Source organism: Vogesella sp. LIG4 (assembly GCF_900090205.1).
Taxonomy (GTDB): domain Bacteria; phylum Pseudomonadota; class Gammaproteobacteria; order Burkholderiales; family Chromobacteriaceae; genus Vogesella.
Map to the genome: position 1 here is coordinate 1,253,742 of NZ_LT607802.1, position 24,655 is coordinate 1,278,396.

The 24,655-nt window shown below is 67.2% G+C and carries 26 protein-coding genes; 10 read left to right on the plus strand and 16 right to left on the minus strand.

Features of this window, described 5'->3' with window-relative positions; all coding sequences use genetic code 11:
• The first annotated feature begins 9 nt into the window (after positions 1 to 9).
• Complete coding sequence (gene thpR, locus PSELUDRAFT_RS05925) at positions 10 to 516, plus strand: RNA 2',3'-cyclic phosphodiesterase (protein ID WP_088965967.1); 507 nt, start codon at positions 10 to 12, stop codon at positions 514 to 516.
• 80 nt (positions 517 to 596) lie between these two features.
• On the opposite strand, the gene PSELUDRAFT_RS05930 is transcribed toward thpR, so the two are convergent.
• The 8 genes from PSELUDRAFT_RS05930 to cyaY form a co-directional block, all read right to left on the minus strand.
• Positions 597 to 1,331, minus strand: a complete 735-nt coding sequence (locus tag PSELUDRAFT_RS05930) for an amino acid ABC transporter ATP-binding protein (protein ID WP_088968403.1) — start codon at positions 1,329 to 1,331, stop codon at positions 597 to 599.
• 2 nt (positions 1,332 to 1,333) lie between these two features.
• Complete coding sequence (locus PSELUDRAFT_RS05935; RefSeq protein WP_088965968.1) at positions 1,334 to 1,999, minus strand: ABC transporter permease subunit; 666 nt, start codon at positions 1,997 to 1,999, stop codon at positions 1,334 to 1,336.
• The gene (locus PSELUDRAFT_RS05940; protein WP_088965969.1) at positions 1,999 to 2,742 is read right to left on the minus strand and encodes an amino acid ABC transporter permease; all 744 of its coding nucleotides are present in this window, start codon (positions 2,740 to 2,742) and stop codon (positions 1,999 to 2,001) included. The genes PSELUDRAFT_RS05935 and PSELUDRAFT_RS05940 overlap by 1 nt, the downstream gene beginning before the upstream one ends.
• Before the next feature lie 116 nt (positions 2,743 to 2,858).
• Positions 2,859 to 3,755, minus strand: a complete 897-nt coding sequence (locus PSELUDRAFT_RS05945) for a glutamate/aspartate ABC transporter substrate-binding protein (protein WP_088965970.1) — start codon at positions 3,753 to 3,755, stop codon at positions 2,859 to 2,861.
• Between the two features lie 83 nt (positions 3,756 to 3,838).
• A complete protein-coding gene (locus tag PSELUDRAFT_RS05950; protein WP_088965971.1) occupies positions 3,839 to 4,573 on the minus strand; it encodes an amino acid ABC transporter ATP-binding protein in 735 nt (244 codons plus the stop codon).
• 32 nt (positions 4,574 to 4,605) lie between these two features.
• The gene (gene rsmA, locus PSELUDRAFT_RS05955) at positions 4,606 to 5,391 is read right to left on the minus strand and encodes a 16S rRNA (adenine(1518)-N(6)/adenine(1519)-N(6))-dimethyltransferase RsmA (RefSeq protein ID WP_088965972.1); all 786 of its coding nucleotides are present in this window, start codon (positions 5,389 to 5,391) and stop codon (positions 4,606 to 4,608) included.
• Between the two features lie 200 nt (positions 5,392 to 5,591).
• Complete coding sequence (locus tag PSELUDRAFT_RS05960; protein ID WP_088965973.1) at positions 5,592 to 6,008, minus strand: YqaA family protein; 417 nt, start codon at positions 6,006 to 6,008, stop codon at positions 5,592 to 5,594.
• Positions 6,009 to 6,010: 2 nt separating this feature from the next.
• Positions 6,011 to 6,328 (minus strand): iron donor protein CyaY, encoded by a 318-nt coding sequence (gene cyaY, locus PSELUDRAFT_RS05965; RefSeq protein ID WP_088965974.1) that lies wholly within the window; start codon positions 6,326 to 6,328, stop codon positions 6,011 to 6,013.
• A gap of 96 nt (positions 6,329 to 6,424) precedes the next feature.
• On the opposite strand from cyaY, the gene PSELUDRAFT_RS19735 reads away from it, so the two are divergent.
• Complete coding sequence (locus PSELUDRAFT_RS19735) at positions 6,425 to 6,544, plus strand: lipoprotein (RefSeq protein WP_231895316.1); 120 nt, start codon at positions 6,425 to 6,427, stop codon at positions 6,542 to 6,544.
• Complete coding sequence (locus tag PSELUDRAFT_RS05970) at positions 6,541 to 7,020, plus strand: GNAT family N-acetyltransferase (protein ID WP_088965975.1); 480 nt, start codon at positions 6,541 to 6,543, stop codon at positions 7,018 to 7,020. Before PSELUDRAFT_RS19735 ends, PSELUDRAFT_RS05970 begins: the two co-directional genes overlap by 4 nt.
• A 13-nt stretch (positions 7,021 to 7,033) precedes the next feature.
• Here the strand turns inward: PSELUDRAFT_RS05970 and PSELUDRAFT_RS05975 are convergent, their stop codons facing one another.
• The gene (locus tag PSELUDRAFT_RS05975) at positions 7,034 to 8,746 is read right to left on the minus strand and encodes a diguanylate cyclase (protein ID WP_157725028.1); all 1,713 of its coding nucleotides are present in this window, start codon (positions 8,744 to 8,746) and stop codon (positions 7,034 to 7,036) included.
• 375 nt (positions 8,747 to 9,121) lie between these two features.
• Here PSELUDRAFT_RS05975 and PSELUDRAFT_RS05980 point away from each other — a divergent pair, with 375 nt between their 5' ends.
• From PSELUDRAFT_RS05980 to PSELUDRAFT_RS05995, 4 genes are read left to right on the plus strand one after another with little or no spacing between them, the layout of a single operon-like run.
• A complete protein-coding gene (locus PSELUDRAFT_RS05980) occupies positions 9,122 to 9,490 on the plus strand; it encodes a VOC family protein (RefSeq protein ID WP_157725029.1) in 369 nt (122 codons plus the stop codon).
• Positions 9,487 to 9,930 carry an EVE domain-containing protein gene (locus tag PSELUDRAFT_RS05985; RefSeq protein WP_088965978.1) on the plus strand — a complete coding sequence of 148 codons (444 nt, stop codon included), beginning with the start codon at positions 9,487 to 9,489 and terminating at the stop codon, positions 9,928 to 9,930. The genes PSELUDRAFT_RS05980 and PSELUDRAFT_RS05985 overlap by 4 nt, the downstream gene beginning before the upstream one ends.
• Before the next feature lie 4 nt (positions 9,931 to 9,934).
• Positions 9,935 to 10,648: a YafY family protein gene (locus PSELUDRAFT_RS05990; RefSeq protein ID WP_088965979.1), complete on the plus strand. Its 714-nt coding sequence runs from the start codon at positions 9,935 to 9,937 to the stop codon at positions 10,646 to 10,648.
• A gap of 22 nt (positions 10,649 to 10,670) precedes the next feature.
• Positions 10,671 to 11,078, plus strand: a complete 408-nt coding sequence (locus PSELUDRAFT_RS05995) for a VOC family protein (RefSeq protein WP_088965980.1) — start codon at positions 10,671 to 10,673, stop codon at positions 11,076 to 11,078.
• Positions 11,079 to 11,094: 16 nt separating this feature from the next.
• On the opposite strand, the gene PSELUDRAFT_RS06000 is transcribed toward PSELUDRAFT_RS05995, so the two are convergent.
• The 5 genes from PSELUDRAFT_RS06000 to PSELUDRAFT_RS06020 form a co-directional block, all read right to left on the minus strand.
• Complete coding sequence (locus PSELUDRAFT_RS06000) at positions 11,095 to 11,934, minus strand: N-acetyltransferase (protein WP_088965981.1); 840 nt, start codon at positions 11,932 to 11,934, stop codon at positions 11,095 to 11,097.
• An 89-nt stretch (positions 11,935 to 12,023) separates the two neighbouring features.
• Positions 12,024 to 12,569, minus strand: coding sequence for a cytochrome b (locus tag PSELUDRAFT_RS06005; protein ID WP_088965982.1), 546 nt, complete (start codon positions 12,567 to 12,569; stop codon positions 12,024 to 12,026).
• A 119-nt stretch (positions 12,570 to 12,688) separates the two neighbouring features.
• Positions 12,689 to 16,801 carry a DEAD/DEAH box helicase gene (locus tag PSELUDRAFT_RS06010; RefSeq protein ID WP_088965983.1) on the minus strand — a complete coding sequence of 1,371 codons (4,113 nt, stop codon included), beginning with the start codon at positions 16,799 to 16,801 and terminating at the stop codon, positions 12,689 to 12,691.
• A 318-nt stretch (positions 16,802 to 17,119) separates the two neighbouring features.
• A complete protein-coding gene (locus PSELUDRAFT_RS06015; RefSeq protein ID WP_088965984.1) occupies positions 17,120 to 19,135 on the minus strand; it encodes a methyl-accepting chemotaxis protein in 2,016 nt (671 codons plus the stop codon).
• A gap of 312 nt (positions 19,136 to 19,447) precedes the next feature.
• Entirely contained in the window at positions 19,448 to 20,305 is an 858-nt protein-coding gene (locus PSELUDRAFT_RS06020; RefSeq protein WP_088965985.1) for a LysR family transcriptional regulator, read from the minus strand.
• A gap of 102 nt (positions 20,306 to 20,407) precedes the next feature.
• On the opposite strand from PSELUDRAFT_RS06020, the gene PSELUDRAFT_RS06025 reads away from it, so the two are divergent.
• Both PSELUDRAFT_RS06025 and PSELUDRAFT_RS06030 read left to right on the plus strand, forming a co-directional pair.
• Positions 20,408 to 21,340, plus strand: coding sequence for a DMT family transporter (locus tag PSELUDRAFT_RS06025; RefSeq protein WP_088965986.1), 933 nt, complete (start codon positions 20,408 to 20,410; stop codon positions 21,338 to 21,340).
• On the plus strand, positions 21,328 to 21,531 hold the full coding sequence (locus tag PSELUDRAFT_RS06030) for a 4-oxalocrotonate tautomerase family protein (protein ID WP_088965987.1): 204 nt from the start codon (positions 21,328 to 21,330) through the stop codon (positions 21,529 to 21,531). The genes PSELUDRAFT_RS06025 and PSELUDRAFT_RS06030 overlap by 13 nt, the downstream gene beginning before the upstream one ends.
• Before the next feature lie 164 nt (positions 21,532 to 21,695).
• Here the strand turns inward: PSELUDRAFT_RS06030 and PSELUDRAFT_RS06035 are convergent, their stop codons facing one another.
• The gene (locus PSELUDRAFT_RS06035) at positions 21,696 to 22,079 is read right to left on the minus strand and encodes a hypothetical protein (RefSeq protein ID WP_197694023.1); all 384 of its coding nucleotides are present in this window, start codon (positions 22,077 to 22,079) and stop codon (positions 21,696 to 21,698) included.
• A gap of 198 nt (positions 22,080 to 22,277) precedes the next feature.
• Between PSELUDRAFT_RS06035 and PSELUDRAFT_RS06040 the strand changes: the two genes are divergently transcribed.
• Positions 22,278 to 23,042, plus strand: a complete 765-nt coding sequence (locus PSELUDRAFT_RS06040) for a transporter substrate-binding domain-containing protein (protein ID WP_088965988.1) — start codon at positions 22,278 to 22,280, stop codon at positions 23,040 to 23,042.
• Between the two features lie 66 nt (positions 23,043 to 23,108).
• On the opposite strand, the gene argH is transcribed toward PSELUDRAFT_RS06040, so the two are convergent.
• A complete protein-coding gene (argH, locus tag PSELUDRAFT_RS06045) occupies positions 23,109 to 24,491 on the minus strand; it encodes an argininosuccinate lyase (RefSeq protein WP_088965989.1) in 1,383 nt (460 codons plus the stop codon).
• Between the last annotated feature and the right edge of the window lie 164 nt (positions 24,492 to 24,655).

Genomic DNA, 24,655 nt, shown 5'->3' on the forward strand with positions numbered 1-24,655 from the left:
GAGCCTGCCGTGCGACTGTTTTTCGCCATCCTGCCAGGCCGGCACCTTGCCGGCACCCTGCATGGCCTGGCACGCCCGCTCACCCGGCGCTGCCGCGGCCGCCTGGTGCCGCAGGGCAGCCTGCACCTCACGCTGGCCTTTCTGGGCGAGGTGGCGCCACAGCGGCTGGACGAGTTGCGCCGCATTGGCAGCCAGTTGCCGCACGCTGCCGGGGCGCCCTGGCAGCTGGACCAGGTAGGCAGCTGGCATGGCGGCATCGTCTGGGCCGGCGCCAGCCAGCCCTGCCCGGCGCTGGACGAACTGGCCGCCGCCCTGCGCAGCGCGCTGGCTGCTGCCGGCTTCGGCCTCGAGCAGCGTGCCTATCTGCCGCACGTCACCCTGCTGCGCCACGCGCGCCAGCTACTGCCAACACATGCCATCACGCCGCTGGCCTACCCGCTGCGGCGCATTTCGCTGATGGCATCCACGCTGACACCGCAGGGCGCACACTACCGCGAGCTGGCGCACTGGCCCTGATGCGACAACGCCACCGCGGGCGGTGGCGTTGATGGCCAGGGTTGGCCGCAAGCTTGCGGCCAACCTTGTGGCGAGAGTGCTCAGTGCTGCAGGATCTTGGACAGGAACTGCTTGGCGCGCTCGGAGCGGGCGTCCGGGTTGCCGAAGAATTCCTCCTTGGCGCAGTCCTCCACGATGTGGCCGCGATCCATGAAGATGACGCGGTTGGCCACCTTGCGCGCAAAGCCCATCTCGTGGGTGACGCACATCATGGTCATGCCTTCGTGCGCCAGCTCCACCATCACGTCCAGCACTTCGTTCACCATTTCCGGGTCCAGTGCCGAGGTCGGTTCGTCGAACAGCATGGCGATCGGGTCCATCGCCAGCGCACGGGCGATGGCCACGCGCTGCTGCTGGCCGCCGGACAGCTGGCCGGGGAACTTGTGCGCATGCGCCTTCAGGCCCACGCGGTCCAGGTAATGCATGCCCTTCTGCATTGCCTCGTCCTTGCTGCGGCCCAGCACGCGCTGCTGCGCGATGGTGAGGTTTTCGGTAATGGACAGGTGCGGGAACAGCTCGAAGTTCTGGAACACCATGCCGATGCGGGCGCGCAGCTTGGGCAGGTCGGTCTTCGGGTCGCCCACCGAGGTGCCGTCCACGATGATGTCGCCCTTCTGGAACGGCTCCAGCGCGTTGACGGTCTTGATCAGCGTGGATTTGCCGGAGCCGGACGGGCCGCACACCACCACCACCTCGCCTTTGCATACTTCGGTAGTGCAGTCGGTCAGCACCTGGAACTCGCCATACCATTTGCTGACGTTGTTGATGGAAATCATGCTCATACCGCGAACCTCTTTTGCAGGCGCTTCACCAGGGTGGAGGCGCCGAAACTGATCACAAAGTACACCGCACCGGCAAAAATCAGGAATTCATGCGGCAAACCGACGATGTCGCCCTTGGAACGGGCCATGTTGAGGAAGTCCATCAGGCCCACCGCGTATACCAGCGAGGTGTCCTGGAACAGGATGATGGATTGCTGCAGCAGCAGCGGCATCATCTTGCGGAACGCCTGCGGCAGGATGATCAGGCGCATGGCCTGGCCATAGCCCATGCCCAGCGCGTAGGCGGCGTTGAGCTGGCCGCTGGAGATGGACTGGATGCCGGCGCGCACGATCTCGCAGTAGTAGGCGGCCTCGAACATCATGAAGGCCACCAGGCAGGAGGTGAAGGCGCCGACGGTGACGAAGTGCCCGGTCATCCAGTTCAGCAGCATGGGCACCGCCAGGTAGAACCAGGTGATGACCAGCAGCAGCGGAATGGAGCGGAAATAGTTGACGTAGACCTTGGCCAGCCCGGACAGCAGGCTGTTGCTGGACATGCGCATCAGCGCCAGCACGGTGCCCAGCGCCACGCCGCCGCTCACTGCCAGCAGCAGCAGCTTGAGGGTGAGCAGCATGCCGTCCGCCAGGTTGGGCAGCGTCGGAATGATCTGGTTGAAATCCATTATTTACCCCCTCCCATCATGCCGGGCACGCGCACCTTGCGTTCCACCCAGCCCATCAACCCCATCAGGCTCATATTGAGCACGAAGTAGATCAGCGTGGACAGCGTGAAGGCTTCAAACATATTGGCGGTGAATTCCGCGGTCTGCTTGGTTTGCGCCAGCAGCTCCATCAGGCCGATCAGCGATGCCACCGAGGAGTTCTTGAATATGTTGAGAAATTCGCTGGTGAGCGGCGGGATGATGATGCGGAACGCCTGTGGCAGCAGCACGTAGCGGTAGGTCTGCGCCTGGTTGAAGCCCACCGCCAGTGCCGCGGCACGCTGGCCCTTGGGCAGCGCCTCGATGCCGGTGCGTACCTGCTCGCAGACGCGGGAGGCGGTGAACAGCGCCAGGCAGATCACCACCGAGATATAGGCCGAGATGGTCGGCGGCAGCTCCTGCTTGAACCAGACCTGCGCATGTTCTGGCAGCAGGTCCGGCACCAGGAAGTACCACACGAAAAGCTGCACCAGCAGCGGTACGTTGCGGAACAGCTCGACATAGGCGGTGGCAAAGCCGGATACCGCCTTGTTTGGCAGGGTGCGCATCACGCCCAGAATGGCACCGAGCAGCAGTGCCACGATCCAGGCCACCAGCGCCACGGCGATGGTCCAGCCCAGGCCGGCGATGAACCAGTCGAGGTAGATCTCGTGGCCGATACCGGTGGACCTGAAGAAAACGTGCCAGTCCCAGTTGTAGTTCATTGATGTCTCCAAAGAAAAAGGGGCGCGCGGCGCCCCTTCGCAAGCGGGAGGGGCACGCCCCTGGCCCGGTTACGTTGGCCGCAAGCCGAACTCACCCGCTTGTATGACCACGCCGCTTACATCTGCTCCGCAGACTTGTCGGTCGGCTTGGCAACCAGGTTCTTGATTTCTTCGGACATCGGGAAGTTCAGGTTCAGACCTTTCGGCGGTACCGGGCTCATGAACCACTTGTTGTAGATCTTGTTGATTTCGCCGGACTTGTACACCGCCTTCAGCGCGTCATCCACCACCTTCTTGAAGGCCGGGTCATCCTTGCGCAGCATGCAACCGTAGATCTCGTAGGACTGCGGCTTGCCGGTTACTACCCAGTTGGCCGGGTTCTTGGCTTTCACCAGTTCGCCGTACAGCAGCACGTCGTCCATCATGAAGGCCACGGCGCGGCCGGATTCCAGCATCAGGAACGCTTCGCCATGGTCCTTGGCGGAGATGATGTTCATGCCCATCTGCTTCTCGGCGTTCATCGCCTTCAGCAGGCGCTCGGAGGTGGTGCCGGCGGTGGTCACCACGTTCTTGCCCTTCAGGTCCGGGAAGTCCTTCACGCCGGAAGTCTTGGCGGTCAGCAGGCGGGTGCCGATCTCGAAGATGCCCATCGAGAAGGCCACCTGTTTCTGGCGTTCCAGGTTATTGGTGGTGGAGCCGCACTCCAGGTCCACGGTGCCGTTCTGTACCAGCGGGATGCGGGTCTGCGAGGTCACCAGGTTGTAGCGCACCTGCAGGTTCGGCATCTTCAGCTGTTTCTTCAGCGCTTCCACTACCTTCAGCTGCAGGTCGTGCGAGTAGCCGATCGGGGTCTGGCCTTCGGCCAGGTAGGAGAACGGGATCGAGGCATCGCGGTGGCCCAGCACGATGGTGCCGGATTGCTTGATCTTGTCCAGGGTACCTTCGGCCATGGCCGGTGCGGCCAGGGCGGATGCCATCACGGCGCTGGCCAGCAGTCGGGTAGTAAATCGCATGAGTTTCTCCATTTTTCTCGAGTGTTTGCTGCTTGTCCCGGCCGCTCCGGCATGCCGGGCGACCTAAAAAATCTGTATTGCGGCTAGTTCATCGGCGTCAGCAACTGGCGCAGGAACTGCTTGGCGCGTTCGTGCTGCGGGTTGGTGAAGAACGCCTCCGGCGCCGCCTGCTCGATGATCTCGCCGTGGTCGATGAACACCACGCGGTCGGCCACTTCGCGGGCAAAGCCCATTTCGTGGGTCACCACCATCATGGTCATGCCGGACTCGGCCAGGTCCTTCATCACCTTCAGTACTTCGCCGATCATCTCCGGGTCCAGCGCCGAGGTCGGTTCGTCAAACAGCATCACCCGCGGCTGCATGGCCAGGCTGCGGGCTATCGCCACACGCTGCTGCTGGCCGCCGGACAGCTGCGACGGAAAGGCATCGCGCTTGTGCGCCAGGCCCACCCGTTCCAGCAGGTCGATGGCCAGCTTTTCCGCCGCCGCCTGCGGTACACCTTTTACCTTGATAGGCGAAAGCGTGATGTTGTCCAGCACGGACAGGTGCGGGTAGAGGTTGAAGTGCTGGAACACGAAGCCCACCTCGGCGCGCAGCGCGTTCAGATCGGTCTTCTTATCGGCCACATTCACCCCGTCCACCCAGATGCCGCCTTCGCTGATGGTCTCCAGCTGGTTGACGGTACGGATCAGCGTGGACTTGCCGGAGCCGGACGGCCCGCACACCACCACCACCTCGCCCTGCTGCACTTCCAGGCTGATGCCCTTGAGCACATGCAGGTCCTTGAACCACTTGTGCACATTGTCGAATCGGATCATGACTGCCCTTTTCCGCCGTCTGTCGATGCCGCCTAGCCGGCAGCCTGGGGCGCCAGCGCGTTGGCAATGGCCACGTACTGCTGCACGCTGAGGTTCTCGGCACGCAGCCCGGCATCAATGCCCAGTGCGGCCAGGGCCTCGTCGCTGATTACGCCCTTCAGGTTGTTGCGCAGCGTCTTGCGTCGCTGCGCGAACGCCTTGGCTACCACCTCCTCCAGCAGCGCCTCGTCGCGGGCAATGCCGCAACGCCCCGGTACCGGAATCATGCGCACCACGGCCGAGTCCACCTTCGGCGGCGGGTAGAACGAGCCGGGCGGTACCAGCAAGATCTGTTCCATGTCGAAACGGTACTGCAGCATCACCGTCAGGCGGCCGTAATCGGCGGTGCCGGGCACGGCCACCATGCGGTCCACCACTTCCTTCTGCAGCATGAAATGCATGTCGGTCACCCGCTCGCCGTAGCTCGCCAGGTGGAACAGCAGCGGGGTGGAAATGTTGTACGGCAGGTTGCCCACCAGCTTGAATTTGCCGTCGGTTACCGAGCCGAAATCGAAGACCAGCGCATCGCCTTCGTGAATGGTCAGCCGTGCCGGCGGGTACTCGCTTTTCAGGCGGGAGATGATGTCGCGGTCGATCTCCGCCACGTGCAGGTGGTCCAGGCGCTGCAACAGCGGCTTGGTCAGCGCGCCCAGGCCCGGGCCGATCTCCACTACCACGTCGTTGCGCGCGGCGCCGACGGCGTTGACGATGTCCTCGATGACTTTCTGATCCTGCAGAAAGTTCTGGCCGAAACGTTTGCGCGGAATGTGTTTGCTCATGAAATGTCCGGGTAGCTGATAAAGCGCGCAGCCGGCGCCGGCGGGCACCGGCTGCGTATAAAAATAATGGCCGCCATGTTCACCTTACGTGCTGGCGGCAGTTTTGCCATGACTAACTGGGCAGGTGGCTGCCAGTGCGCCGGCGCACGGAAAACCGAACAGGCGACGGGGGCGATGGTCGCCCTGCCGGATGGCAGCGCTCAATGGCCATGCCCCAGCCACAGCATGCCGGCCACCAGCACCGCGTAGCGGGCGAACTTGCCCAGCGTGATCCAGCACACGCAGGCGGCCCACGGCAGGCGCAGCCAGCCGGCGGCCAGCGGCAGCGCATCGCCCAGCACCGGCAGCCAGCTCAGCAGCAGCGCTGCCGGGCCGAAGCGGGCGAACCACGCCGCCGCGCGCGGCGGCAGCGGCTTGGGCGGTACACGGCGCCCCAGCCATACGCTGGTCAGGCTGCCGACACTGTTGGCCGCAGTGGCCACCAGCAAGGCCGGCAGCCACAGCCGCGGCGCCGCCAGCAGCACGCCGCCCAGCGCCAGCTCGGAATTACCCGGCAGCACCGTGGCGGACAGGAAGGCCGATGCCGCCAGCCCTGCCAGCAGCAGTACGCTGTCCATGCCTAGACGCTGAACTGGAACGGCTCGCCGGCCGCGGCGCTCACCACCTGCGACAGCGTGGCGCCGAACTCGGCGCCGTCGCGGGCGGCGATCCACTGGCCGTCGCGCTGGGCAAAGTGGAAGCCGCCGCTCTTGGCGGCGATCCATAGCTCCTGGTTCGGTACGTGGCGGTTCACCACCACCTTGCTGCCGTCATCGAACTCGATCTCCAGCACATTGCCGCTGATCACGCAGTCCACATCCAGCCCGGCATCGTCCAGCGCGTTTTCGATGCGGCGGAAGATGGCTTCGCTGATGCTCAGGAATTCGGTTTCGCTCATTGCTTGTCCTGTCCAAAAGAGCGGCCGCGGCGCTTGGGTGAGGCTGCCGCGGCCTGTTAGACTGCCATTTTGCCATAGCTGACCACTGGAATCCTTATGCGTACTGTGCTGCTGCTTGCCCTGCTGTCCGTTACCGTTGCCGCTTGCGGCTACAAGGCGCCGCTGTATCTGCCCAAACCGCCGGTCGATCAGCTGTCGTCGAGCGCAGCCAAATGAGTGTCCTGCAGGTTCGTGCGGCCAACCTTGCCGACCGCGCCGACCGCGCGCTGCTGGTGCGGCTGACCGACGGCTATGCCAGCGACCCGATGGGCGGCGGCGCCGGCCTGTCCAGCCATGCCCGGCTGCATCTGGCCGATGCGCTGGGCCGCCACCCCGGCCTGTTCGCGGTGATCGCGGAGCTGGATGGCGAGCCGGTGGGCCATGCGCTGTGCGTGCTGGGCTTTTCCAGCTTCTACGCCGCGCCGGTGTGCAATCTGCATGATCTGTCGGTGCTGGCAGCCGGCCGCGGCAAGGGGCTGGGCCGCTTGCTGATGCAGGCGGTGGAAGACGGCGCCCGTAGCCGTGGCTGTGCCAAGGTGACGCTGGAAGTGCGCGAGGACAACCACATCGGCCTTGGCCTGTACCACAGTGAAGGGTTTGCCCATTCCGGGCTGGGCGACGCCCGCTACCTGATGATGGAAAAGAAACTCTAAGCGATACCGGCGCTCAGCCGGACAGGCCGCCGGCGGACATCTGCAGCCGGTTGCGGCCATTGTGCTTGGCGCCGTACAGCGCCAGGTCGGCCGCGCGCAGCGCCTCGTCCCAGCCCTGCGGCTGTTCGCACCAGTGCAGGCCGAAACTGGCGGTAACGTGCAGCAGCGGGTGCACGTCCTGCCAGCTGTATTCCATGATTGCCAGCCGCAGGCGCTCGCAACAGGCCAGCGCGCTTTCCACCATGTCTTCCTGCAGCAGCAGCACGAACTCCTCGCCGCCGTAGCGCGCTACCAGGTCGCTACTGCGCGTGCGCAGGGTCACCAGCTGCGCCACCTTCTTCAGCGCCTCGTCGCCGATGGCGTGGCCAAAGCGGTCGTTGATGCTCTTGAAGTGATCCAGATCCAGCACCACCACTGCCAGGCCGCCGGCTTCGGTGCCCAGCCGCGCCAGCCGCGCCGGGCCTTCCAGATCCAGTGAACGGCGGTTGGCCACCCCGGTCAGCGGGTCGAACAGCGCCGCCTGCTCCAGCTCGTTCATGCGCGCATCGGCCAGCGCCTTTTCCGCCTCAAGCCGCGCCGCGCGCAGCCGTTCGCGCTCCGCCTGCAGCCGTTCGCGCTCGGCGGAAAGCTGGGCGCTGGTGATCTCCAGCTCCTTGCGGATCGCCCAGCCCTGGGTGCTGCTGCGCTGGTTGGTCAGCGCCTTCTCGATGCGGCGCAGTTCTTCCAGCTCGGCCAGCGCCAGCTGGAACTGGCCGGTGTCCTTGTACAGCCGGTACAGCCCTTCGTGCGCCAGTACCACCATGTCGAATTCGATCAGCTCGCCCTGCGCCAGCAGGTTGCGCAGCGCCTTCGCCGCCGCCTCGTGCTCGCCGGAGTGATGCAGCAGCGCGGCCTCGGCCAGGTCGGCATTGCGCTGCATATGGGTGAAGTGCCCCTGCTCGGCCAGGCCGCGCGCCCGCGCCAGCGCGCTGGTGGCCGTGGCCAGGTCGCCCAGGTTGATGTCGATTTCCGCCAGGTTGATGTAGCTGGTGGTCAGCGAGTGCAGATTGCTGCCGCTGGTGGCCAGCGCCTCCGCCTGCACGAACTGCTGGCGTGCCAGCAGGAACAGCCGCCGCGCCTCGTCGTGATTGCCCAGCACTTCCTGCTGCAGGCCGGCCGCGCGGTAGTTGACTCCCAGGTTGGTCAGCGCGCTGAAACAGGCGACATCGTCGCCGGCCTGCCGCGCCTGCTGGTCGGCCTGCTGCAGCAGGCTCACGCTCTGCTCCAGGTCGCCCAGCGCGGAAAAGGTGGCCAGCCCGGCGCGGTTCAGCGCCCAGGACAGCAGCAGCGGGTCGCCATCAATGCGCGCGGCGCTCAGCGCCTCCAGCGCGTACTTCAGCGCGTCCTGCCCCAGCCCCATCTCGTTGCAGGCCATGGCCACCGTGCACAGCACGTCGGCACGGGCGCCGGCCTGGCCAACGAAATCCAGCCCGGCCGCTGCCTCCAGCCCGTATTGCACCGCCTCGGTGAGGTGCCCCATGCGCAGCAGGTGCAGCGCCAGCAGCAGCAGCGCCTCGTTGCGCTGCTGCTGGTGTTGCGGCGTCTTGCACAAGGCCAGCGCGTTCGCCGCCGCCAGCCTGCCCAGGTGGTGCTGGCCGCTCTTTCTGGCTTGCCTTGCCTGACGCAAGTGCATGGCAATCATGCGTCCCGGCTGGGACGTTGCTGCCGGCGCAGTGGAGTCGCTCATGGCTCTGGCCATCACTCTGGTGGGCATGTCGTTGTTGTGGCAGGCGCGTTAGTTGAAAGTGAAAAACATAGAATCAATACAGCCAATTGCAGGCTGTATTTATATATCCGAATCCACGGCGACAACAACGGCTAAACAAGTGATAGCCGGTTTTTTTGCACGCTGCTGTCTTGTATGGGCCGCTGCGGCACGGCCAGCGAAGCCGCGCAGGCAATGGTGAGATTTTTATAAATATTTACTTAAAGCACGAATGCCGCCGTGTTGCTGCCGCGCCACGCCCGGCCACTGTGCTACCGCCCTGCTGACAATACGCTGTCAGCAGCCCCTGCCGATACTGGCCACATGCAGGATGTCCTGCCCAACAAGGAAACCATCATGTCGCCATTCGTTCACTGGTTCGAAATCCCCGTCACCGACTTCGAGCGCGCCGTCGCCTTCTATCAGCAGGTCTTCGCCACCACGCTGCGCTGCCGGGACTTCATGGGCGAGCGCAATGCGGTGTTCACCCAGGCCGATGGCAGCAGCCAGGGCTGCCTGCTGGCCAGCCCGCGGCTGCGACCGGCCGCACAGGGCTGCCGCTTGTACCTCGACGGTGGCGCCGATGTCGCCACCCTGCTGGCGCGGGTGCCTGCCGCCGGTGGCCAGGTGGTGCTGGAGAAGACGGCGCTGCCGGAAGGCCTCGGCCATATCGGCCAGTTCGCCGACCCGGACGGCAACATCATCGGCGTGCACAGCGCGCCATGAGCCGCTACTGGATAGGTGTTGCCAGCCGCGACCACGTTGGCCGCGGCGTGGCTGGCGGCTTCGCCCAGCTGTGCCACGGCAAGGCCGGGCCGCTGGCGCGCATGCAGCCCGGCGACGGCCTGGTGTACTACTCGCCGCGCGAGCAGTTCGCTGGTGATACGCCCTGCCAGTGCTTTACCGCCATCGGCCTGGTGCAGCCGGGCCAGCCCTACCAGGTGCAGATGGCGGCGGATTTCACGCCGTGGCGGCGCGATGTGCAGTTCCTGCCCGCCACGGCAGCTGCCATCCGTCCGCTGCTGACACGGCTGGCCTGCATCCCCGACCCGCAGCACTGGGGCCAGGCCTTCCGTTTTGGCATGCTGCAGATCAGCGCCGCCGACTTCCGCTTGATCGCCGCCGCGATGACGGCCACACTGCCGGCGGACATGCCAATGGAGTGACATCATGCGCCGAGCCGACCGCCTGCTGCAGATCCTGCTGCTGATGCGTGGGCGCCGCCGAACCACTGCCGCACAGTTGGCCGCATGGCTGGAGGTATCGCCGCGCACCGTGTACCGCGACATGGCCGCACTGCTGGCCAGCGGCGCACCGCTGAACGGCGAGGCCGGCGAAGGCTACTGGCTGGAGGCGGGCTTCACCCCGCCGCCGATCAGCTTCGACACGGCGGAACTGGCGGCGCTGGAAGCTGGTGCGCGCATGCTGGCCGGCTGCGCCGACAGCGACACCGCCGCAGCCGCCGCCAGCGCGCTGCAGAAGATCCACGCCGTGCTGGGCAGCGGCGGGCTCACGCCCTCGCCGCTGTTCGTGCCGCCGCTGCGCTCCCCGGCGCCGGCGGTGCTGACCGAACTGCGCCAGGCCTGCGAGCAGCAGCGCTGCCTGCAGCTGCACTACCGCGACGAAGGCGGCCGCAGCAGCGAGCGGGAAGTGGCGCCGCTGGGGCTATTCTTCTGGGGGGAGCACTGGACATTGGCTGCCTGGTGCCGGCTGCGCCAGGCTTACCGCCACTTCCGCACCGACCGCATCCAGGCGGTGCATGCGGCCAACCTTGCCTGGCCGGACGATATTTCGCTGGATGGCTTTCTGCAGCAGGCCGGTGCCGGCACGGATGTCCGCCAGCGCCTGCAGCAGCAGACCAGCCAGCCCTGGCACCGGCGCTGAACATTGCCACGAGGAGAGCGACATGGAAGCACGACTGAGTTTCATTACCCTGGGAGTGGCCGATCTGGCGCGCGCCACCGCCTTCTACCGCGACGTACTGGCGCTGCCGCAGATCGCCATGCCGGAAGGCGCCGGAGTGGCCTTCTTCGAAATGGGCAGGACCTGGCTGTCGCTGTTCCCGCGCAGCGAGCTGGCCAAGGACGCCGGCGTGCCGGACAGCCCGCCGGCGGCGTTTCCCGGTTTCTCGCTGGCGCACAATGTGCGCGAACGGCTGCAGGTGGATGCGCTGCTGGATGAAATCGCCAGCCGCGGCGGCGAGATCGTCAAGCCGGCGGAAGATGCGTTCTGGGGCGGGCGCAGCGGTTATTTCCGCGACCCGGACGGCTTTTTGTGGGAAGTGGCGTGGAATCCGCAGTTCCCGCACACCTGAGCCGGCTCGGCGGATGTCAGGGTAGCGGGCGGCGCATCAGGTACTGGTGCAGCGGCTCGCGCCGGCAGCCCAGCGCCAGCAGCGCATCACCCCCCAGCTGCGGCGCCTGGAGGTAAGGCACTCGCCAAGGCAATGCCGGGTGGGCAGCGCGCAGTGACTGCAGCAGCGCACGCGCCGCCTGCTGTGCCGGCTGGCGGTCTACCAGGCTGAGAATCTGCACATCATCGTCCTGCGCCACGAAAACCAGCTGTGCGCTGTCCTGCTGCCAGGCCTGCCAGGGTAGCTGCGACGAGGCCAGCACCGGCGCGCTGACCTGCAGCGGCAGCACGCAGCCGGCGGCCTCGGCGGCATCCAGCCAGCCCAGCGCCGCCTCGCGGCCAACGTCCTGCGGCGGCTGGCCGGCCGCCGGCAACGCCGCGCCTGCCGCCAGGCTGTAACCATGCAGCGGCATCAGCTCGGCAAAACCGCGGCTGCGGTACAGCCGCAAGGCGCGTTCGTTCTGCGCAAACACTTCCAGCTCCAGTTCCGCCAGCCCGTGCGCGCTGGCGCGGGCGATCAGCTCGTCCAGCAGCGCCGGCGCCGCACCGCTGCCGCGGGCCTGCGGCAAGGCGCCCATGGTGGCCAGCCGCCAGCGCGGGCCACGTGGCGCCACCAGCGCGAAAGCCACGATCTCGCTGCCGCGCAGCGCCACCCGGCTGCGCGACAGCGACACCGCCTGGCGGGCAAGAAAGCTCGGCCACAATGCCAGTGGCTGGCTGAACGGGCCGATCAGGTAGTCGGCAAAGGCGGTGCCGAAGGCAGCATGCAGCTGTGCCGGCGGCACTACATTGGCGGCTTCGAGGCGGAAAACGGACATGGCGCGGCTCCGTGACAGAACCGCGCCATTCTAGAAAGCCGGCGGCGGGCGCACAGCCCGCCGGAAGGACAGCCCGGCAGAAAGAAAACTCAGCGCTGCGGGCCGATCAGCCGGGTGAGGGTGTCGTCGCGCAGGAAGCGGTGGTGCCACACCGCGGCAGCCACGTGTATCGCCAGCACGATCAGCAGCAGGTTGCCCAGCAGGCCGTGGATTTCGCGCCACAGGTGGCGCAGACCCGGCGCCGGGGCGATGAATGCCGGCATGGCGATGCCGAACAGTGCCACCGGCTTGCCGCCGGCCTGCTGCGTCAGCACACCGAACAGCGGCAACAGCAGCATCAGCGCGTACAGCGTCCAGTGCCCGGCGTGCGCCAGCCGCTGCACCAGTGGCGATGGCAGCGGGGTGATGACCGGCGGGCGGTTGCCCAGCCGCCACAGCAGGCGCGGCACCAGCAGCAGGGCGGTCAGCAGGCCGGCATCGATATGCCACAGCAGCAGCTGCATGCGCTCGGCGGAGCCTCGCGGCCAGAAACCGTTGATCTCGACGCAGAACAGCGCCGTCAGCACGGCGATGGCCGACAGCCAGTGAAAGACACGGGCTGCCAGCCCGTAGCTGTGTTGCGAGTTGCGCAGCATGCCAACCTCCACCCCAGAGTAGGCTTTGAGCATAGCCAAGCCGGCTTAATCCGTACTTATGCACGCAAAAAAATCGCGCCCGCCGTGACATGGCGGGCGCGATGTTGGCCGCAAGGGTGTTACAGCTCGCCCTTGAGCAGCGCCAGCAGCGCCTCGGTATCCAGCTTGGCGCTGGCGTCGCCGCCTTCCAGCAGGCTGTCGGCCAGATCGCGCTTCACGCCGTGCAGCGCCACGATCTGCTCCTCGATGGTGTGCTCGGCCACCAGCCGGTAGATGGTCACCGGCCGTTGCTGGCCCATGCGGTAGGCGCGGTCGGAGGCCTGGTCTTCCACTGCCGGGTTCCACCACGGGTCGAGGTGGATGACGAAATCGGCGGCGGTGAGGTTGAGGCCGGTGCCGCCGGCTTTCAGGCTGATCAGGAACACATCGCCCTCGCCGCGCTGGAAGGCATCCACCCGCGCCTTGCGCTCCCGGGCCGGTGTGCTGCCGTCCAGGTACTGGTAGGCGATGCCCTGATCGTCCAGCCACTGCCGCACCAGCTTGAGATGGTCGACGAACTGGCTGAACACCAGTGCCTTGTGGCCGTTTTCCAGCAGCTCCTCGGCGATTTCGGTAAATGCGGCCAACTTGCTGCCGGCAATGGCGCTGTCCGGCAGCACCAGTTGCGGGTGGCAGCAGAAGCGGCGCAGCTTGGTGATTTCGGCCAGCACCTGCATCTGCCTGCCATCGGTGCCCTGCAGCTGGTCGAGCTTGTCCACCGCCTGCTGGCGCATGGCTTCGTACAGATGCACCTCGTCCGGAGACAGCGGCACCTTGCGGGTGATCTCGGTGCGCGGCGGCAGCTCGTGCAGCACCTGGCTCTTGGTACGACGCAGGATGAAGGGCTGGATCAGCGCCTTCAGCGCCGCGCGCGCGTTCTTGTCGCCGCGCTCGATCGGCGTGGAAAAACGCTGCTGGAAGCGCTCCTGGCTGCCCAGCAGGCCGGGGTTGAGGAAGCGGAACAGGTTCCACAGCTCGCCCAGGTGGTTTTCCACCGGGGTGCCGGAGGCGGCCAGGCGGAAGCCGGCGTTCAGCGACATCACCGCCTGCGAGCGCTTGGTGCCGGCGTTCTTGATCGCCTGCGCCTCGTCCAGCACCACCGAGCGCCAGTCCACCGCGGCAAAGGCGTCGGCATCCAGCTGCAGCAGGCCGTAGCTCACCACCACCAGGTCGAACGGCCCCAGGTCCACCAGCGAGCGGAACTGGTGATACGGCCGCACGCGCAGGGTGGGGGCGAAGCGGGCGGCCTCGGACAGCCAGTTCAGCGCCACCGAGGTGGGCGCCACCACCAGCTGCGGGCCGCCGGGAGCGCGCTCCAGCAGCAGCGCCAGCGTCTGCACCGTCTTGCCCAGGCCCATGTCGTCGGCCAGGCAGGCGCCCACGCCCCAGTGCGCCAGGCGCGCCATCCAGTCGTAGCCTTCGCGCTGGTAGTCGCGCAGCTCTGCCTGCAGCGTGGACGGCAGCTGCGGCTGGTAGTCGCGCAGGCTGTCCAGCGTGGCCAGCTGCTGCTGCCAGGCGGTGTCGGCGTCGAATTCGCCCACCTCGCCGGACAGCTCGGCCAGCACCGGTGCGGCCAACTGTGCGTAATGTATGCCGTCGCGGCCAACGTGGTCGGCCAGCAGCGCCAGCTCTTCCAGCCGCTGTTTCATGCTGTCGGTCAGCGCCAGCCAGTCGTCGTCGCCCAGTGCGATGAAGCGGCCCTGCTGCTGCGCGGCCAGTTCCAGCAGCTCCTTGAGCTGCAGTACGCGGCCGTCGTCCAGCTGCAGCTTGCCGGTGAGCACGAACCATTCGCCGTGGCGCTTCACCGACAACTGCAGCTGCGGCAGGCCGCGGCGCGACTTGATGCGCAGCCGCTCGCCCTCCGGCCACACGCAGGCCAGCAGCGCAGCATCCAGCTGCTGCAGTTCGGACAGCACTTCCAGTGCCTGCTGCGGCGACGGCAACTGCCATTCCTGGCCGTCGTTGTCGGCGCCGGCCAGCGCCGGGCAGGCGGCCAGCACCTGCTGCAGCGCGGCGCGCTCGGCCGCCAGGTTGCGGCGGGTCTGCACGGTGCGGCCATCCACCTCGCCGACGATGCTTTCCATGCCGCTGCCCGGCTTGCACCAGTTGGCCGCCGCCAGCGGCCGCATCAAGAGTTGCAGGCGCAGGCCCTGCGCCAGCGGCAGCAGGTGGGCGTACAGGCGGCCGTCGGCCGGAATGCTGTCCAGGTGGCCGGCCAGCTCCGGCAGGTCGGAATGAATCGGCACCAGCGGCGCCACGCTGGTCACCGCGTCGATCAGCTGCGCCTTGGCCGCCAGCGGCACGGTGAGTTCGCGGCCGATGATGCCGGCGATCTGCCGCACCTCGCGGCCAACCTGGTACACCGCCAGCCGGGTGGGGGTGTCTTTTTCCCACACCACTTCGCTGTCGGCGGCGATCTTGCCCGGGTGCAGGCGCACGCGGATCTCGCGCGCGTCCTCGGTAAGCTGCAGCGACACCTGGCCGGCAATCACGTCCACGCGCACGTCCGGGGCGTCGGCCCAGTACACCGCGCCGTGGCCTACCAGCGCCGGTAGCGATTTCTCGGCGTCCAGCTCGTAGGCGCTGCCGCCGCCGTAGTAGCTGTCGTGCGCCGATTTGATGTGGCGCAGGATGCGGCGATCCGGCTCGCCCAGGTAGTCGAATTCGTCCGGGGTCTCCAGCAGGCGGCGCAGTGCCACGGCGCGGCCGCGGCTCCATTGCCCGCGGGCGCCCAGTTTCTGTTCGCGCGGCTCCATCAGCACGCCATGCGGCGCCACGGTGATGAGCCAGGCCAGGCGGGTGTCCTTGCTGTCCACGGTAAGCGGGGTCTCCTTGCCGGCGCCCAGCAGCTTGAGCGCATTGAGTGCGTGCTGCCAGGCTTCCTGGCGGCGGTAGATGTCCACCAGCGGGGTGAGCTGGCGCTGGGCATGCCACTGCGGCTGCTGCCGCGGCACGCCGAACTGGCGCCACAGCAGCGCGGCCACTTCCTCTGCCGCCCAGGCATAGCCTTCGTCCTGCAGCTGCTGGCCGAACTGTGTCAGCGCCGCCTGCCACGCCGGGGTGCGCGCCTGTTTCACGTCCAGCCACCAGGCGGCCACCGCCAGCAGCAGGCCATCGAGGCCGCTCAGCGCCGAGGCGTCCGGCAGTTGCAGGCCGGCGGCCACCGCCGCGCTTTCCTGCACCGTGAGCAGGTGCTGCAGCACGTAGTAGCTGTGGCCGTGGCGCTGGCGCACGCCGGCGGCAATGGCCTGCTTCAGTTCGGCCTGGCGTTTGTCGTCGCGGCTGCCGATCAGCGCCAGGCAGTAGAAGGCGTTGAATACCGCCGGCAGCTCCAGCGTGCGCTTGCCGGTTTCGCGGCGGATGTCGGCCAGCCATTCGGCCACCACCTCCAGCGCCTCGGCATAGCGGCCCTGCATTACCGGCAGCAGCAGCCGGCGCGCCACCGGCAGGCCGTCGCCTTCGGCGCCCGGCCGGGTGACCAGCTCGAAATCGGCACGCCACAGTGCCTGCTGCAGCAGCTGCGCGGTGAGTTCGTCCCAGTCGCGGTAGCCGTCTTCCAGCCGCGCCAGTGCGTAGCGGTAGCCTTCGGTGAAATGGTCCAGCCGCCAGTTGGCGTCCGGCAGGTAGTCCATCAGCAGCAGCACCTGGATGTCGTCGTCCAGGCGGTCGAACAGCGCGCGGCCGGCGGCGGTGTGGAACAGGCGCTTGAACGGCGGTTGCGGTGCCACTCCGCTGCTGCCCTGCACCAGCTGCTGGTACAGCGCCAGCCACTCGGCGGTGGGCTCGGCGCGGCCCTGCAGGATCGCCAGCCACAGCCGCAGCTGCACCGCCGGCGCACTGGGCGCGGCGCGTGGCAGCGGCAGGTGGTCGCACAGCAGCTCGCCCCAGGCGGCCAGCTCGGCCTGGTCGTCCAGCAGCTGCAGCAGCACCGCGTTGCGCGCCTGCGGCGCGATGCGGTAGGGCAGGCCGGTGGTGCGAACGATGGCGTCGCGGTGTTCCAGGTCGCCCAGCACCGCCCCCAGGGTTTCATTGTTCAGTGCCTTGCCGTGTGCATCGCGGATCAGGTTCAGGCTGAGCAGCATCAGCAGGTTGGGCTTGTTCTCGCCGTTGGGCAGCAGCGCCAGCGCGCGCAGCACCGCCAGGTGGGGGGCGGGCAGCTGGTCGAGCGGCAGCAGGAGTTCGGACGTGGTCATGGGGCGGCGGGCAATCGGGTTGGCCGCGGCTCAGCAAACTGTGTGCCGCGGTGTGGCGAAACGAACCCGAAAGTGTACGCCAAGGCGGCGGCGGCGGCCATCGGCGGCGCGAGAAAACGAGCAGGAACTGCTGCAAAAAGCAGGGCGGAAGCCCCGCCGGGGCGTTCCGCCATTCAGCTGCCATATTAGGCGTGGTACCAGGCCCGGATGCGCCTGTGGCTTGTCCGGGCTACGGGGTTGCGGAGCACAACGTTGGCCGCACGCTGGCGGATCGCCCTGCGGGCATCCGCCCTACTGCCTTATGCGGCCAACCCTGGCCTACACCGTGAAGCGCGCCACGGCCTGGCGCAGTTGCTGCGCCAGCGCGGTCATTTCGCAGGCGGCCAGCGAGGCGTCGCGGGCCTTGTGGTGGTTCTGGTCGGCCTGCTGCGCCACCCGCTCCACGTTGTGGGCGATGTCCATGCTGGCGGTGCTCTGCTCGCGCAGCGCGTCGGCAATGCCCACCACCGCCTGCTCCACCTGGCGTGCGCCGTCGCGGATGTCTTGCAGGCTGTCGCCGGCTTCGCTGGCGGCGCGCACGCCGCTTTCTACCTGCAGCGCGGCGCTGTTCATGCTGTCCACCGCCTGCTGCGCCTCGTTCTGGATGCGGGTGACGATGCCGGTGATTTCCTGGGTGGACTGGGTGGTGCGTTCGGCCAGCTGGCGCACTTCGTCGGCCACCACCGAGAAGCCGCGGCCCATTTCGCCGGCGCGGGCAGCTTCGATGGCGGCGTTCAGCGCCAGCAGGTTGGTCTGGTCGGCGATATCGCGGATCACCGTTACCACCCGGCTGATCTGCTCCGAGCGCTCGCCCAGCTGGGTGACGGTGCGCGCGGTGTCACCGGAGGCGGCGGCGATTTCGCGCATGGTGTTCACCGTGCGGCCAACGGTCTCCTCGCCGCTGCGCGATACCTGGTCGGACTGTACCGCCAGTTCGCGCGCGCTGCCGGCGTGCTGGCTGACCTGGCCGATGCTGTGGGTCATTTCCTCCACGCAGGCGGCCATGGCCGATACCGCGGCGCTTTGCTCGCTGGAGCTTTGTGCCACGTCGTCGGCCAGTTGCGACACGTTCTGCGCATTGCGGCCCAGGCCGCCCACGCCCTGGTTGACCTCGCTGATCAGCTGGCGCAGCTCGCTGCACATGTGGTTGCTGGCGGCCAGCACCTGGCCGATCTCGTCGCCACGGTCCACGTCGACCTGCGCGGTGAGGTCGCCGGCGGCGATGCGGCGGGTAACCGCCACCAGCTGTTCCAGCGGGCGGCTGACCCAGCGGCGCATGGCGAAGTGCAGCATGGCCACCAGTGCCAGCAGCACCAGCAGCGTGCCCAGCAGCATGGTCAGCTGCATTTGCCGCGGCTCGCGCACCAGTTCGTCCTGGTAGGCGCCGGTGGCGACCAGCCAGCCCCAGTGTGGGTAGCTCTGGAAGGTGGCCAGCTTGCGGCGCGGTTCGCTGGCGCCCGGGTCCTGCCACAGGTAGCTGATCTGGCCGTTCTGCTGCTGCAGCATGGTCTTGATGAAGGTGTTGCCGTCGGCGTCGGTTTTTTCCAGCAGGTTTTTGCCGGCGGCGCTCGGGTGGATCAGCATGGTGCCCGGCCGCTGGCGGGCATCCAGCACGTAGACGTAGCCGGTATCGCCGATCTTGATCGACAGGATCTTCTGCTGCAGCGCCTTCAGGCCGTCGGTGTTGTCGATGCCGACGAACAGCGCGCCCACCACCTGGCCGGCGTCATCGCTGATCGGCTGGTAGTGGGTCATGTAGTCGCGGCCGAACAGGCGCGCCGGGCCGGTATACGGCTGGCCGGCAGACAGCAGCGCGTAGGCAGGGCTCTCGTGCGCCAGCGAGGTGCCCACCGCGCGGCGGCCGTCTTCCTGCTTCACCGAGGAACTGATGCGGCGGAAGTCACTGCCGTTCTTCACGAACAGGGTGGCGACGTTGCCGGTGGCCTGGGTGTAGTTGTCCACCAGGCTGTTGTTGTCGTTCAGCAGCTGGCTGCCGCCGTACAGCGCCGCGCTGGCGCCGGAGGCATCGACGCGCAGCGGGCGCGGCAGGCCGGTGGCCAGCAGGCGGGTGCTCTGCCGGGCGTTGTCTTCCAGCACGCGGGCATAGGCGTCGATGGTGTCCACCACCTGCTGGTTGGTGGTCTGCATGGTGGCGATGGCGCGCGCTTCGATGCGGTTGCCCAGCCAGTTGCTGAGCAGGAAGCCGGCGCCGCCGAGGACGAGCAGCAGTGCCAGGCTCAGCAGCAGGCCGAGCCTGGTCGCCAGGGAAAGTGATTTGGGAGTGGTTGTAGGCATGTCTGGTCACGGTGCATGGATAGGGATCAACTGCGCCTTATCTGTCGGGCACCCCGCAAAACCCTGCTTTCGTCGCGATACTGCGTTGCTCACGAAAAACGCCTCCTGACATAGCAACCCTATGCGGCGTCGGAGTTTTTCATTCGCGCCTTGTCTCGCCGCGACTGGCTTCTATTGGAAACCGGGGCTTTTCGAGGCGCCCTGTAATAAGAATTTTTCTTTTTTTGGCGCAATCGAATGTTATCCACACAGCAATGCCACCGTGTTGATGGCCGTCAAGCAGCCGGCTAATGCCTTGATCGGGCGGCGATTTCAGCCGCCGGCGGCGCCCGGCAGCAAGGCGGCCAGCGCATCGATGGCCGGCGCGTGCTGGCCGTGGCGGCGCACCAGCACGGTATCGGCCACCGCCAGCTGTGGCGGCAGCGGGTGGATGGCCACGTTGCCGGCGGCCGGGGTGATGGCCAGCAGCGCTTCCGGCACCATCGCCAGCCCCATGCCGCTGGCGGCGCAGCTGATCATGGCGTGGTAGGAATCCAGCTCCACCAGGCGGTCGGCCACGCAGCCGCTGTCGGCCAGCCAGCGCTCCAGCCGCTGGCGGTAGGCGCAGCCGCGGTCGAAGGCCAGCAGCGTGTAGGGGCCGGCATCCGGCGCCACCCGCTGCCCCAGCGCGCTGATCAGCACCAGGTTTTCGCGGCTGAACGGCACGCTGTCCAGCCGTACATCGTCCACCGGGCCGCATACCAGCGCGCAGTCCAGCTCGCCGGCCAGCACCGCGGCGATCAGCGGCGCGGTGGGGGCGGTGCGCAGCTCCAGCCGTACCTGCGGGTAGCGCTGGTGGAAATCGGCCAGCAAGGGCGGCAGCCGCACCGCGGCGGTGTTTTCCATCGCCCCCAGCCGCAGGCTGCCGGCCGGGGTATCGCCGGCCACCGCCTGTTGCGCCTCTTCCGCCAGCTGCAGCAGGCGGCCGGCATAGCCTTGCAGCACGCGCGCCGCCGGGGTTGGCCGCAACTGCTTGCCTTCGCGTTCGAACAGCGCCACGCCCAGGTTGTCTTCCAGCTGGCGGATGCGGGTGGTGACATTGGATTGCACGCGGTGCAGGCGGCGGGCAGCGGCAGTCACGCCGCCTTCCTGCAGCACGGCCTGGAAAATGCGCAGATCGCCCAGGTCCATGATCGTTCTCTTTTCGGGATGGATATGATCATACTAATTCATTTTTCAGGATGATGTGGCCGGCGCAAACTGTTGCCGTCACATCTCGTCCTGGAGCCTGTCATGGCTACGCCTTCCCTGCGGCAGGGCTATCTTGCCGCCTTTTCCGCCGTCGCCATCTGGAGCGGTTTCATGCTGGTGGCCCGTGCCGGTGGCCACAGCGGCCTTACCCCGTACGATTTGCTGGGCCTGCGCCTGGCCATCGCCAGCCTGCTGTTGTGCTTTCTGGGGCTGCCGCCGCGCGAGAGCTGGCGCGACGGCCGGCTGTGGCTGCTGGCGGTGATCGGCTGCATCGGCTTCTGCCTGCTGTGCTACAGCGCGGTGCAGTGGGTGCCGGCAGCGCATGCCGCGCTGCTGATTCCCGGCCTGCAGCCCTTCCTGATGGCCTTGCTGCTGCTTTGCACCGGCCAGGGTTGGCCGCAGCGGCGGCAAGGCCCCGGCTACCTGCTGATGGCACTGGGCGTGCTGCTGCTGGCGCTGCCGCTGCTGCAGGGCCATGCCGGCAGCCGGCAATGGCTGGGCGACGGCATGCTGTTGCTGGCGTCGCTGTTATGGGCGGTATATGGTCTGCTGGCGCGGCGCTGGCAGCTGCCGGCCTGGCAGCTCACCGCCTTCGTCACCCTGGCCTCCGCCGTGCTGTACCTGCCGGTATACCTGCTGTGGCTGCCCAAGGGCCTGGGCCAGGTGTCGCTGGCTACCGTGGCCGGGCTGGGGCTGTTTCATGCCGTGGTACCGGCCATTGTCGGCATGCTGGTGTACCTGCGTGCGGTCAGCGTGCTGGGGCCGGCGCGCATCTCGGCGCTGATGGCGCTGATACCGGTGCTGACCGGCCTGCTGGCGGTGCCGGCACTGGGCGAGGCGCTGAGCCTGCCGCTGGCCGCCGCGCTGTGCAGCGTGTCGCTGGGCGCCTGGCTGGTGGCGCGCGAAGGGCTGCCCGCCGGCAGGGCAAGGTTGGCCGCAACGACTTTCAACAAGGAGCAGACATGCCGTACGTGAACATCAAGATTACCCGCGAAGGCGCCAGCAGCGAGCAGAAGGCCGAGCTGATCGCCGGCGTCACCCGACTGCTGCAGGACGTGCTGGGCAAGAACCCGGCTACTACCGTGGTGGTGATCGACGAGGTGGATACCGACAACTGGGGCATAGGCGGCGAGAGTGTCTCCGTGCGCCGCGCGCGCGGCAGCTAGCCCCATCCGCCTCGCGCAATGGCTGCTGCGCTGCAGGGCGCGCATGGCACAGGCGCCGGGCGGGCCCGGTGTTGCGGCCATGGCACTGGTCTTTGGTGCAGGCGGCCGCTGCAAACAAAACGCCCCGGCATGCCGGGGCGTTGTGCTGACTGACAGGCTGGCGCTTAGTTGCCGCCGGCGTCTTTCACGCACTTCTGGATGAAGCTCTTCTTGGCGGCGCCGGCCAGTTTCTTGTCGGCGGCCTTGTTCTCGCACACGCCCTGGGCACCCGGTGCCTGCGCCTTCATGTCCTTCTCGCATTTCTTGATGAAGCTGCCCTTGGCTGCGCCGGCCAGTTTCTTGTCGGCAGCCTTGGCTTCGCACGATGCCGGCGCGGCAGCGGCAGCCGGGGCGGCGGCTTTCATGTCTTTCTGGCACTTCTGGATGAAGCTGTTCTTGGCGGCGCCGGCCAGTTTCTTCTCGGCAGCCTTGGCTTCGCAGGCGTTATCGGCGGCGTAGGCGCCGGCAGCGGTACAGGCCAGAGCGGCCAGCAGCAACAGTTTACGCATTTTGCTTCCTTTCCTGGAGGGGACATCAGACCGGTGAATATTGCGCCGTCGTACGACGTGATGCAATGTGTAGGCCATTAAATTCACGGCAATGTCATCTTGTGCTGCCAGCCTGCCGGCTGTAGCCGGCGCGTTTCGGGCGCCATGCCGGCATTGTCACATCATCCTCCGGCAGCCACTGCCGGGACGCGAGGTTCCATGCGCCTGTTTTTCCTGTTGAGCCTGATCCTGCTTGTGCCGGCGCCGCCGGCGGCCGCGGCTGAAACACTGCGGCTGGTGATCAGCGACCAGGCGGGCATGCCCTACCTGACCGATACGGACAAGGCGGACGGTGGCCTGCCCGGCCTGGCGGTGGAGCTGGTGCAGTTGGCTGCCCAGGCCTGCGATATCACACTGAAGATAGACCGGTTGCCCAGCTTGCGTAGCCTGCAGGCGCTGCGCAACGGCACCGAGGACGCCATGCTGCTGTTGTCCTACAACCCGGAGCGCGCCGTCTACGCCCACTACCCGCTGCGTGACGGCCAGCCGGATGGGCGCTACCGGCTGGCCACGCTCAGCTACAGCTTCTTCGTGCAGCGCGGCAGCGGCATCAGCTGGGACGGCAAGCAGTTGCTGGGTTATGACGGCAAGGTGGGCACCGATCTTGGCTGGTCGGTGGTTCGGGATCTGGCGCAGCTGGGCATTCCGGTGGAAAACGCGGTGGGGGTGGAAACCAATCTGGCCAAGCTGCGCAAGGGGCGCATCAGGGTGTATGCCGCGCAGAACATCCTGGTGGATACCTACCTGAAGAACAGCGACGATATCGTGGCGCTGTCGCCGCCCATCGCTACCCGTGATTATTTCCTGCCCTTCAACCGGCTGTACGCGCAGTACCACCCGCAGGTGGTGCACTGCCTGTGGCAGCAGATCGCCAGCCAGCGCGAGCCGCTGTACCGGCAGCGGGCCAGAGCCTACGGCCTGTAGCCGCGGCGCCGGCCACAAGACAAAGCCACCGTAACGGTGGCTTTGTCATCAGGGTTGGCCGCAGGCTCAGCCGGCGAGGCGGGCGCGGTGGCGGGCAATCTGCGCGCGCACCTGGTTCGGTGCGGTGCCGCCCACGTGGTCGCGCTGCGCCAGGCTGCCTTCCGGCGTCAGCACGGTGAACACGTCCTGCTCGATCAGCGTGCTGAACTCGCGCAGCTTGTCCAGGCTCAGGTCGGCGATGTCCACGCCCTGCAGCTCGGCATGGCGCACGGTCAGCGCCACCACTTCGTGGCTGTCGCGGAACGGCATGCCCTTCTTCACCAGGTAGTCGGCGAGATCTGTGGCGGTGGCAAAGCCCTGCAGCACCGCGGCGCGCATTGCCGCCGGCTTCACGGTGATGCCGCGCATCATGTCGGCGTAGATGCGCAGGGTGTCGATCAGCGTGTCGGCGGTATCGAACAGCGGTTCCTTGTCTTCCTGGTTGTCCTTGTTGTAGGCCAGCGGCTGTGCCTTCATCAGGGTAACCAGCGCGATCAGGTGGCCCACCACGCGGCCGGATTTGCCGCGTACCAGCTCCGGCACGTCCGGGTTCTTCTTCTGCGGCATGATGGAGGAGCCGGTGCAGAAGCGGTCGGCGATGTCGATGAAGCCGACGCGCGGGCTCATCCACAGGATCAGCTCTTCCGACAGGCGCGACAGGTGCACCATCACCAGGCTGGCGGCGGCGGTGAATTCGATGGCGAAGTCACGGTCGGATACCGCGTCCAGCGAGTTGTGGCACACGTCGTCGAAGCCCAGCAGCTGCGCGGTGTAGAAGCGGTCGATGGGGAAGGTGGTGCCGGCCAGCGCGGCGGCGCCCAGCGGCAGGCGATTCACCCGCTTGCGGCAGTCGGTCATGCGCTCGGCGTCGCGGCCCAGCATTTCCACGTAGGCCAGCATGTGGTGGCCGAAGGTCACCGGCTGCGCTACCTGCAGGTGGGTGAAGCCCGGCATCACGGTGTCGGCGTTGGCGTCGGCCAGGTCCAGCAGGCTGGTCTGCAGCTCGGCGATCAGGCCGACGATGAGGTCGATCTGCGCGCGCAGCCACAGGCGGATGTCGGTGGCTACCTGGTCGTTGCGGCTGCGGCCGGTGTGCAGGCGCTTGCCGGCGTCGCCGATCTTGTCGGTGAGGCGGCGCTCCACGTTCATGTGCACGTCTTCCAGGTCCACGCTCCAGGCGAAGTTGCCGGCGCGGATGTCGGCGATGATCTCGCTCATGCCCTGGCGGATGGCCGCCAGGTCGGCATCGGACAGCACGCCGGACTTGTTCAGCATGGCGGCATGCGCCAGCGAGCCTTCGATGTCGAACTCGGCCAGGCGGTTATCGAAGTTCACGGAGGCGGTGTATTTCTTCACCAGTTCGGAAACAGGTTCGGAGAAGCGGCCGGACCAGGCGTGCGAGTCTTGCATGATGGATGTCCCAAAGTTGTAAGTGTGCGGCGACTATGGGCAAGGATTATAGGTTGGCCGCACCGTGCGGCCAACCTTGCTGTCGGATGCCTCGAGTTTGCTGGGCTGTTGCGCTGATGATGGTGGGTGTGGAATCCGCTGCGCGGATGCTATTTGAAGTCGCC

Excerpts from the sequence above, each read along its gene's own strand:
- PSELUDRAFT_RS05990 (WP_088965979.1), top strand. The coding sequence starts at position 9,935 with ATGCGCCGAGCCGACCGCCTGCTGCAGATCCTGCTGCTGATGCGTGGG.
- PSELUDRAFT_RS06005 (WP_088965982.1), bottom strand. The coding sequence starts at position 12,569 with ATGCTGCGCAACTCGCAACACAGCTACGGGCTGGCAGCCCGTGTCTTT.
- PSELUDRAFT_RS05995 (WP_088965980.1), top strand. The coding sequence starts at position 10,671 with ATGGAAGCACGACTGAGTTTCATTACCCTGGGAGTGGCCGATCTGGCG.
- PSELUDRAFT_RS06035 (WP_197694023.1), bottom strand. The coding sequence starts at position 22,079 with ATGCGTAAACTGTTGCTGCTGGCCGCTCTGGCCTGTACCGCTGCCGGC.
- PSELUDRAFT_RS06020 (WP_088965985.1), bottom strand. The coding sequence starts at position 20,305 with ATGGACCTGGGCGATCTGCGCATTTTCCAGGCCGTGCTGCAGGAAGGC.
- PSELUDRAFT_RS05975 (WP_157725028.1), bottom strand. The coding sequence starts at position 8,746 with ATGAGCGACTCCACTGCGCCGGCAGCAACGTCCCAGCCGGGACGCATG.
- PSELUDRAFT_RS06040 (WP_088965988.1), top strand. The coding sequence starts at position 22,278 with ATGCGCCTGTTTTTCCTGTTGAGCCTGATCCTGCTTGTGCCGGCGCCG.
- PSELUDRAFT_RS05960 (WP_088965973.1), bottom strand. The coding sequence starts at position 6,008 with ATGGACAGCGTACTGCTGCTGGCAGGGCTGGCGGCATCGGCCTTCCTG.
- PSELUDRAFT_RS05945 (WP_088965970.1), bottom strand. The coding sequence starts at position 3,755 with ATGCGATTTACTACCCGACTGCTGGCCAGCGCCGTGATGGCATCCGCC.
- PSELUDRAFT_RS05970 (WP_088965975.1), top strand. The coding sequence starts at position 6,541 with ATGAGTGTCCTGCAGGTTCGTGCGGCCAACCTTGCCGACCGCGCCGAC.
- argH (WP_088965989.1), bottom strand. The coding sequence starts at position 24,491 with ATGCAAGACTCGCACGCCTGGTCCGGCCGCTTCTCCGAACCTGTTTCC.
- rsmA (WP_088965972.1), bottom strand. The coding sequence starts at position 5,391 with ATGAGCAAACACATTCCGCGCAAACGTTTCGGCCAGAACTTTCTGCAG.
- PSELUDRAFT_RS19735 (WP_231895316.1), top strand. The coding sequence starts at position 6,425 with ATGCGTACTGTGCTGCTGCTTGCCCTGCTGTCCGTTACCGTTGCCGCT.
- PSELUDRAFT_RS06015 (WP_088965984.1), bottom strand. The coding sequence starts at position 19,135 with ATGCCTACAACCACTCCCAAATCACTTTCCCTGGCGACCAGGCTCGGC.
- PSELUDRAFT_RS05950 (WP_088965971.1), bottom strand. The coding sequence starts at position 4,573 with ATGATCCGATTCGACAATGTGCACAAGTGGTTCAAGGACCTGCATGTG.
- PSELUDRAFT_RS05930 (WP_088968403.1), bottom strand. The coding sequence starts at position 1,331 with ATGATTTCCATCAACAACGTCAGCAAATGGTATGGCGAGTTCCAGGTG.
- PSELUDRAFT_RS06010 (WP_088965983.1), bottom strand. The coding sequence starts at position 16,801 with ATGACCACGTCCGAACTCCTGCTGCCGCTCGACCAGCTGCCCGCCCCC.
- PSELUDRAFT_RS06030 (WP_088965987.1), top strand. The coding sequence starts at position 21,328 with ATGCCGTACGTGAACATCAAGATTACCCGCGAAGGCGCCAGCAGCGAG.
- cyaY (WP_088965974.1), bottom strand. The coding sequence starts at position 6,328 with ATGAGCGAAACCGAATTCCTGAGCATCAGCGAAGCCATCTTCCGCCGC.
- PSELUDRAFT_RS05935 (WP_088965968.1), bottom strand. The coding sequence starts at position 1,999 with ATGGATTTCAACCAGATCATTCCGACGCTGCCCAACCTGGCGGACGGC.
- PSELUDRAFT_RS05980 (WP_157725029.1), top strand. The coding sequence starts at position 9,122 with ATGTCGCCATTCGTTCACTGGTTCGAAATCCCCGTCACCGACTTCGAG.
- PSELUDRAFT_RS05985 (WP_088965978.1), top strand. The coding sequence starts at position 9,487 with ATGAGCCGCTACTGGATAGGTGTTGCCAGCCGCGACCACGTTGGCCGC.
- PSELUDRAFT_RS06000 (WP_088965981.1), bottom strand. The coding sequence starts at position 11,934 with ATGTCCGTTTTCCGCCTCGAAGCCGCCAATGTAGTGCCGCCGGCACAG.
- PSELUDRAFT_RS06025 (WP_088965986.1), top strand. The coding sequence starts at position 20,408 with ATGGCTACGCCTTCCCTGCGGCAGGGCTATCTTGCCGCCTTTTCCGCC.
- PSELUDRAFT_RS05940 (WP_088965969.1), bottom strand. The coding sequence starts at position 2,742 with ATGAACTACAACTGGGACTGGCACGTTTTCTTCAGGTCCACCGGTATC.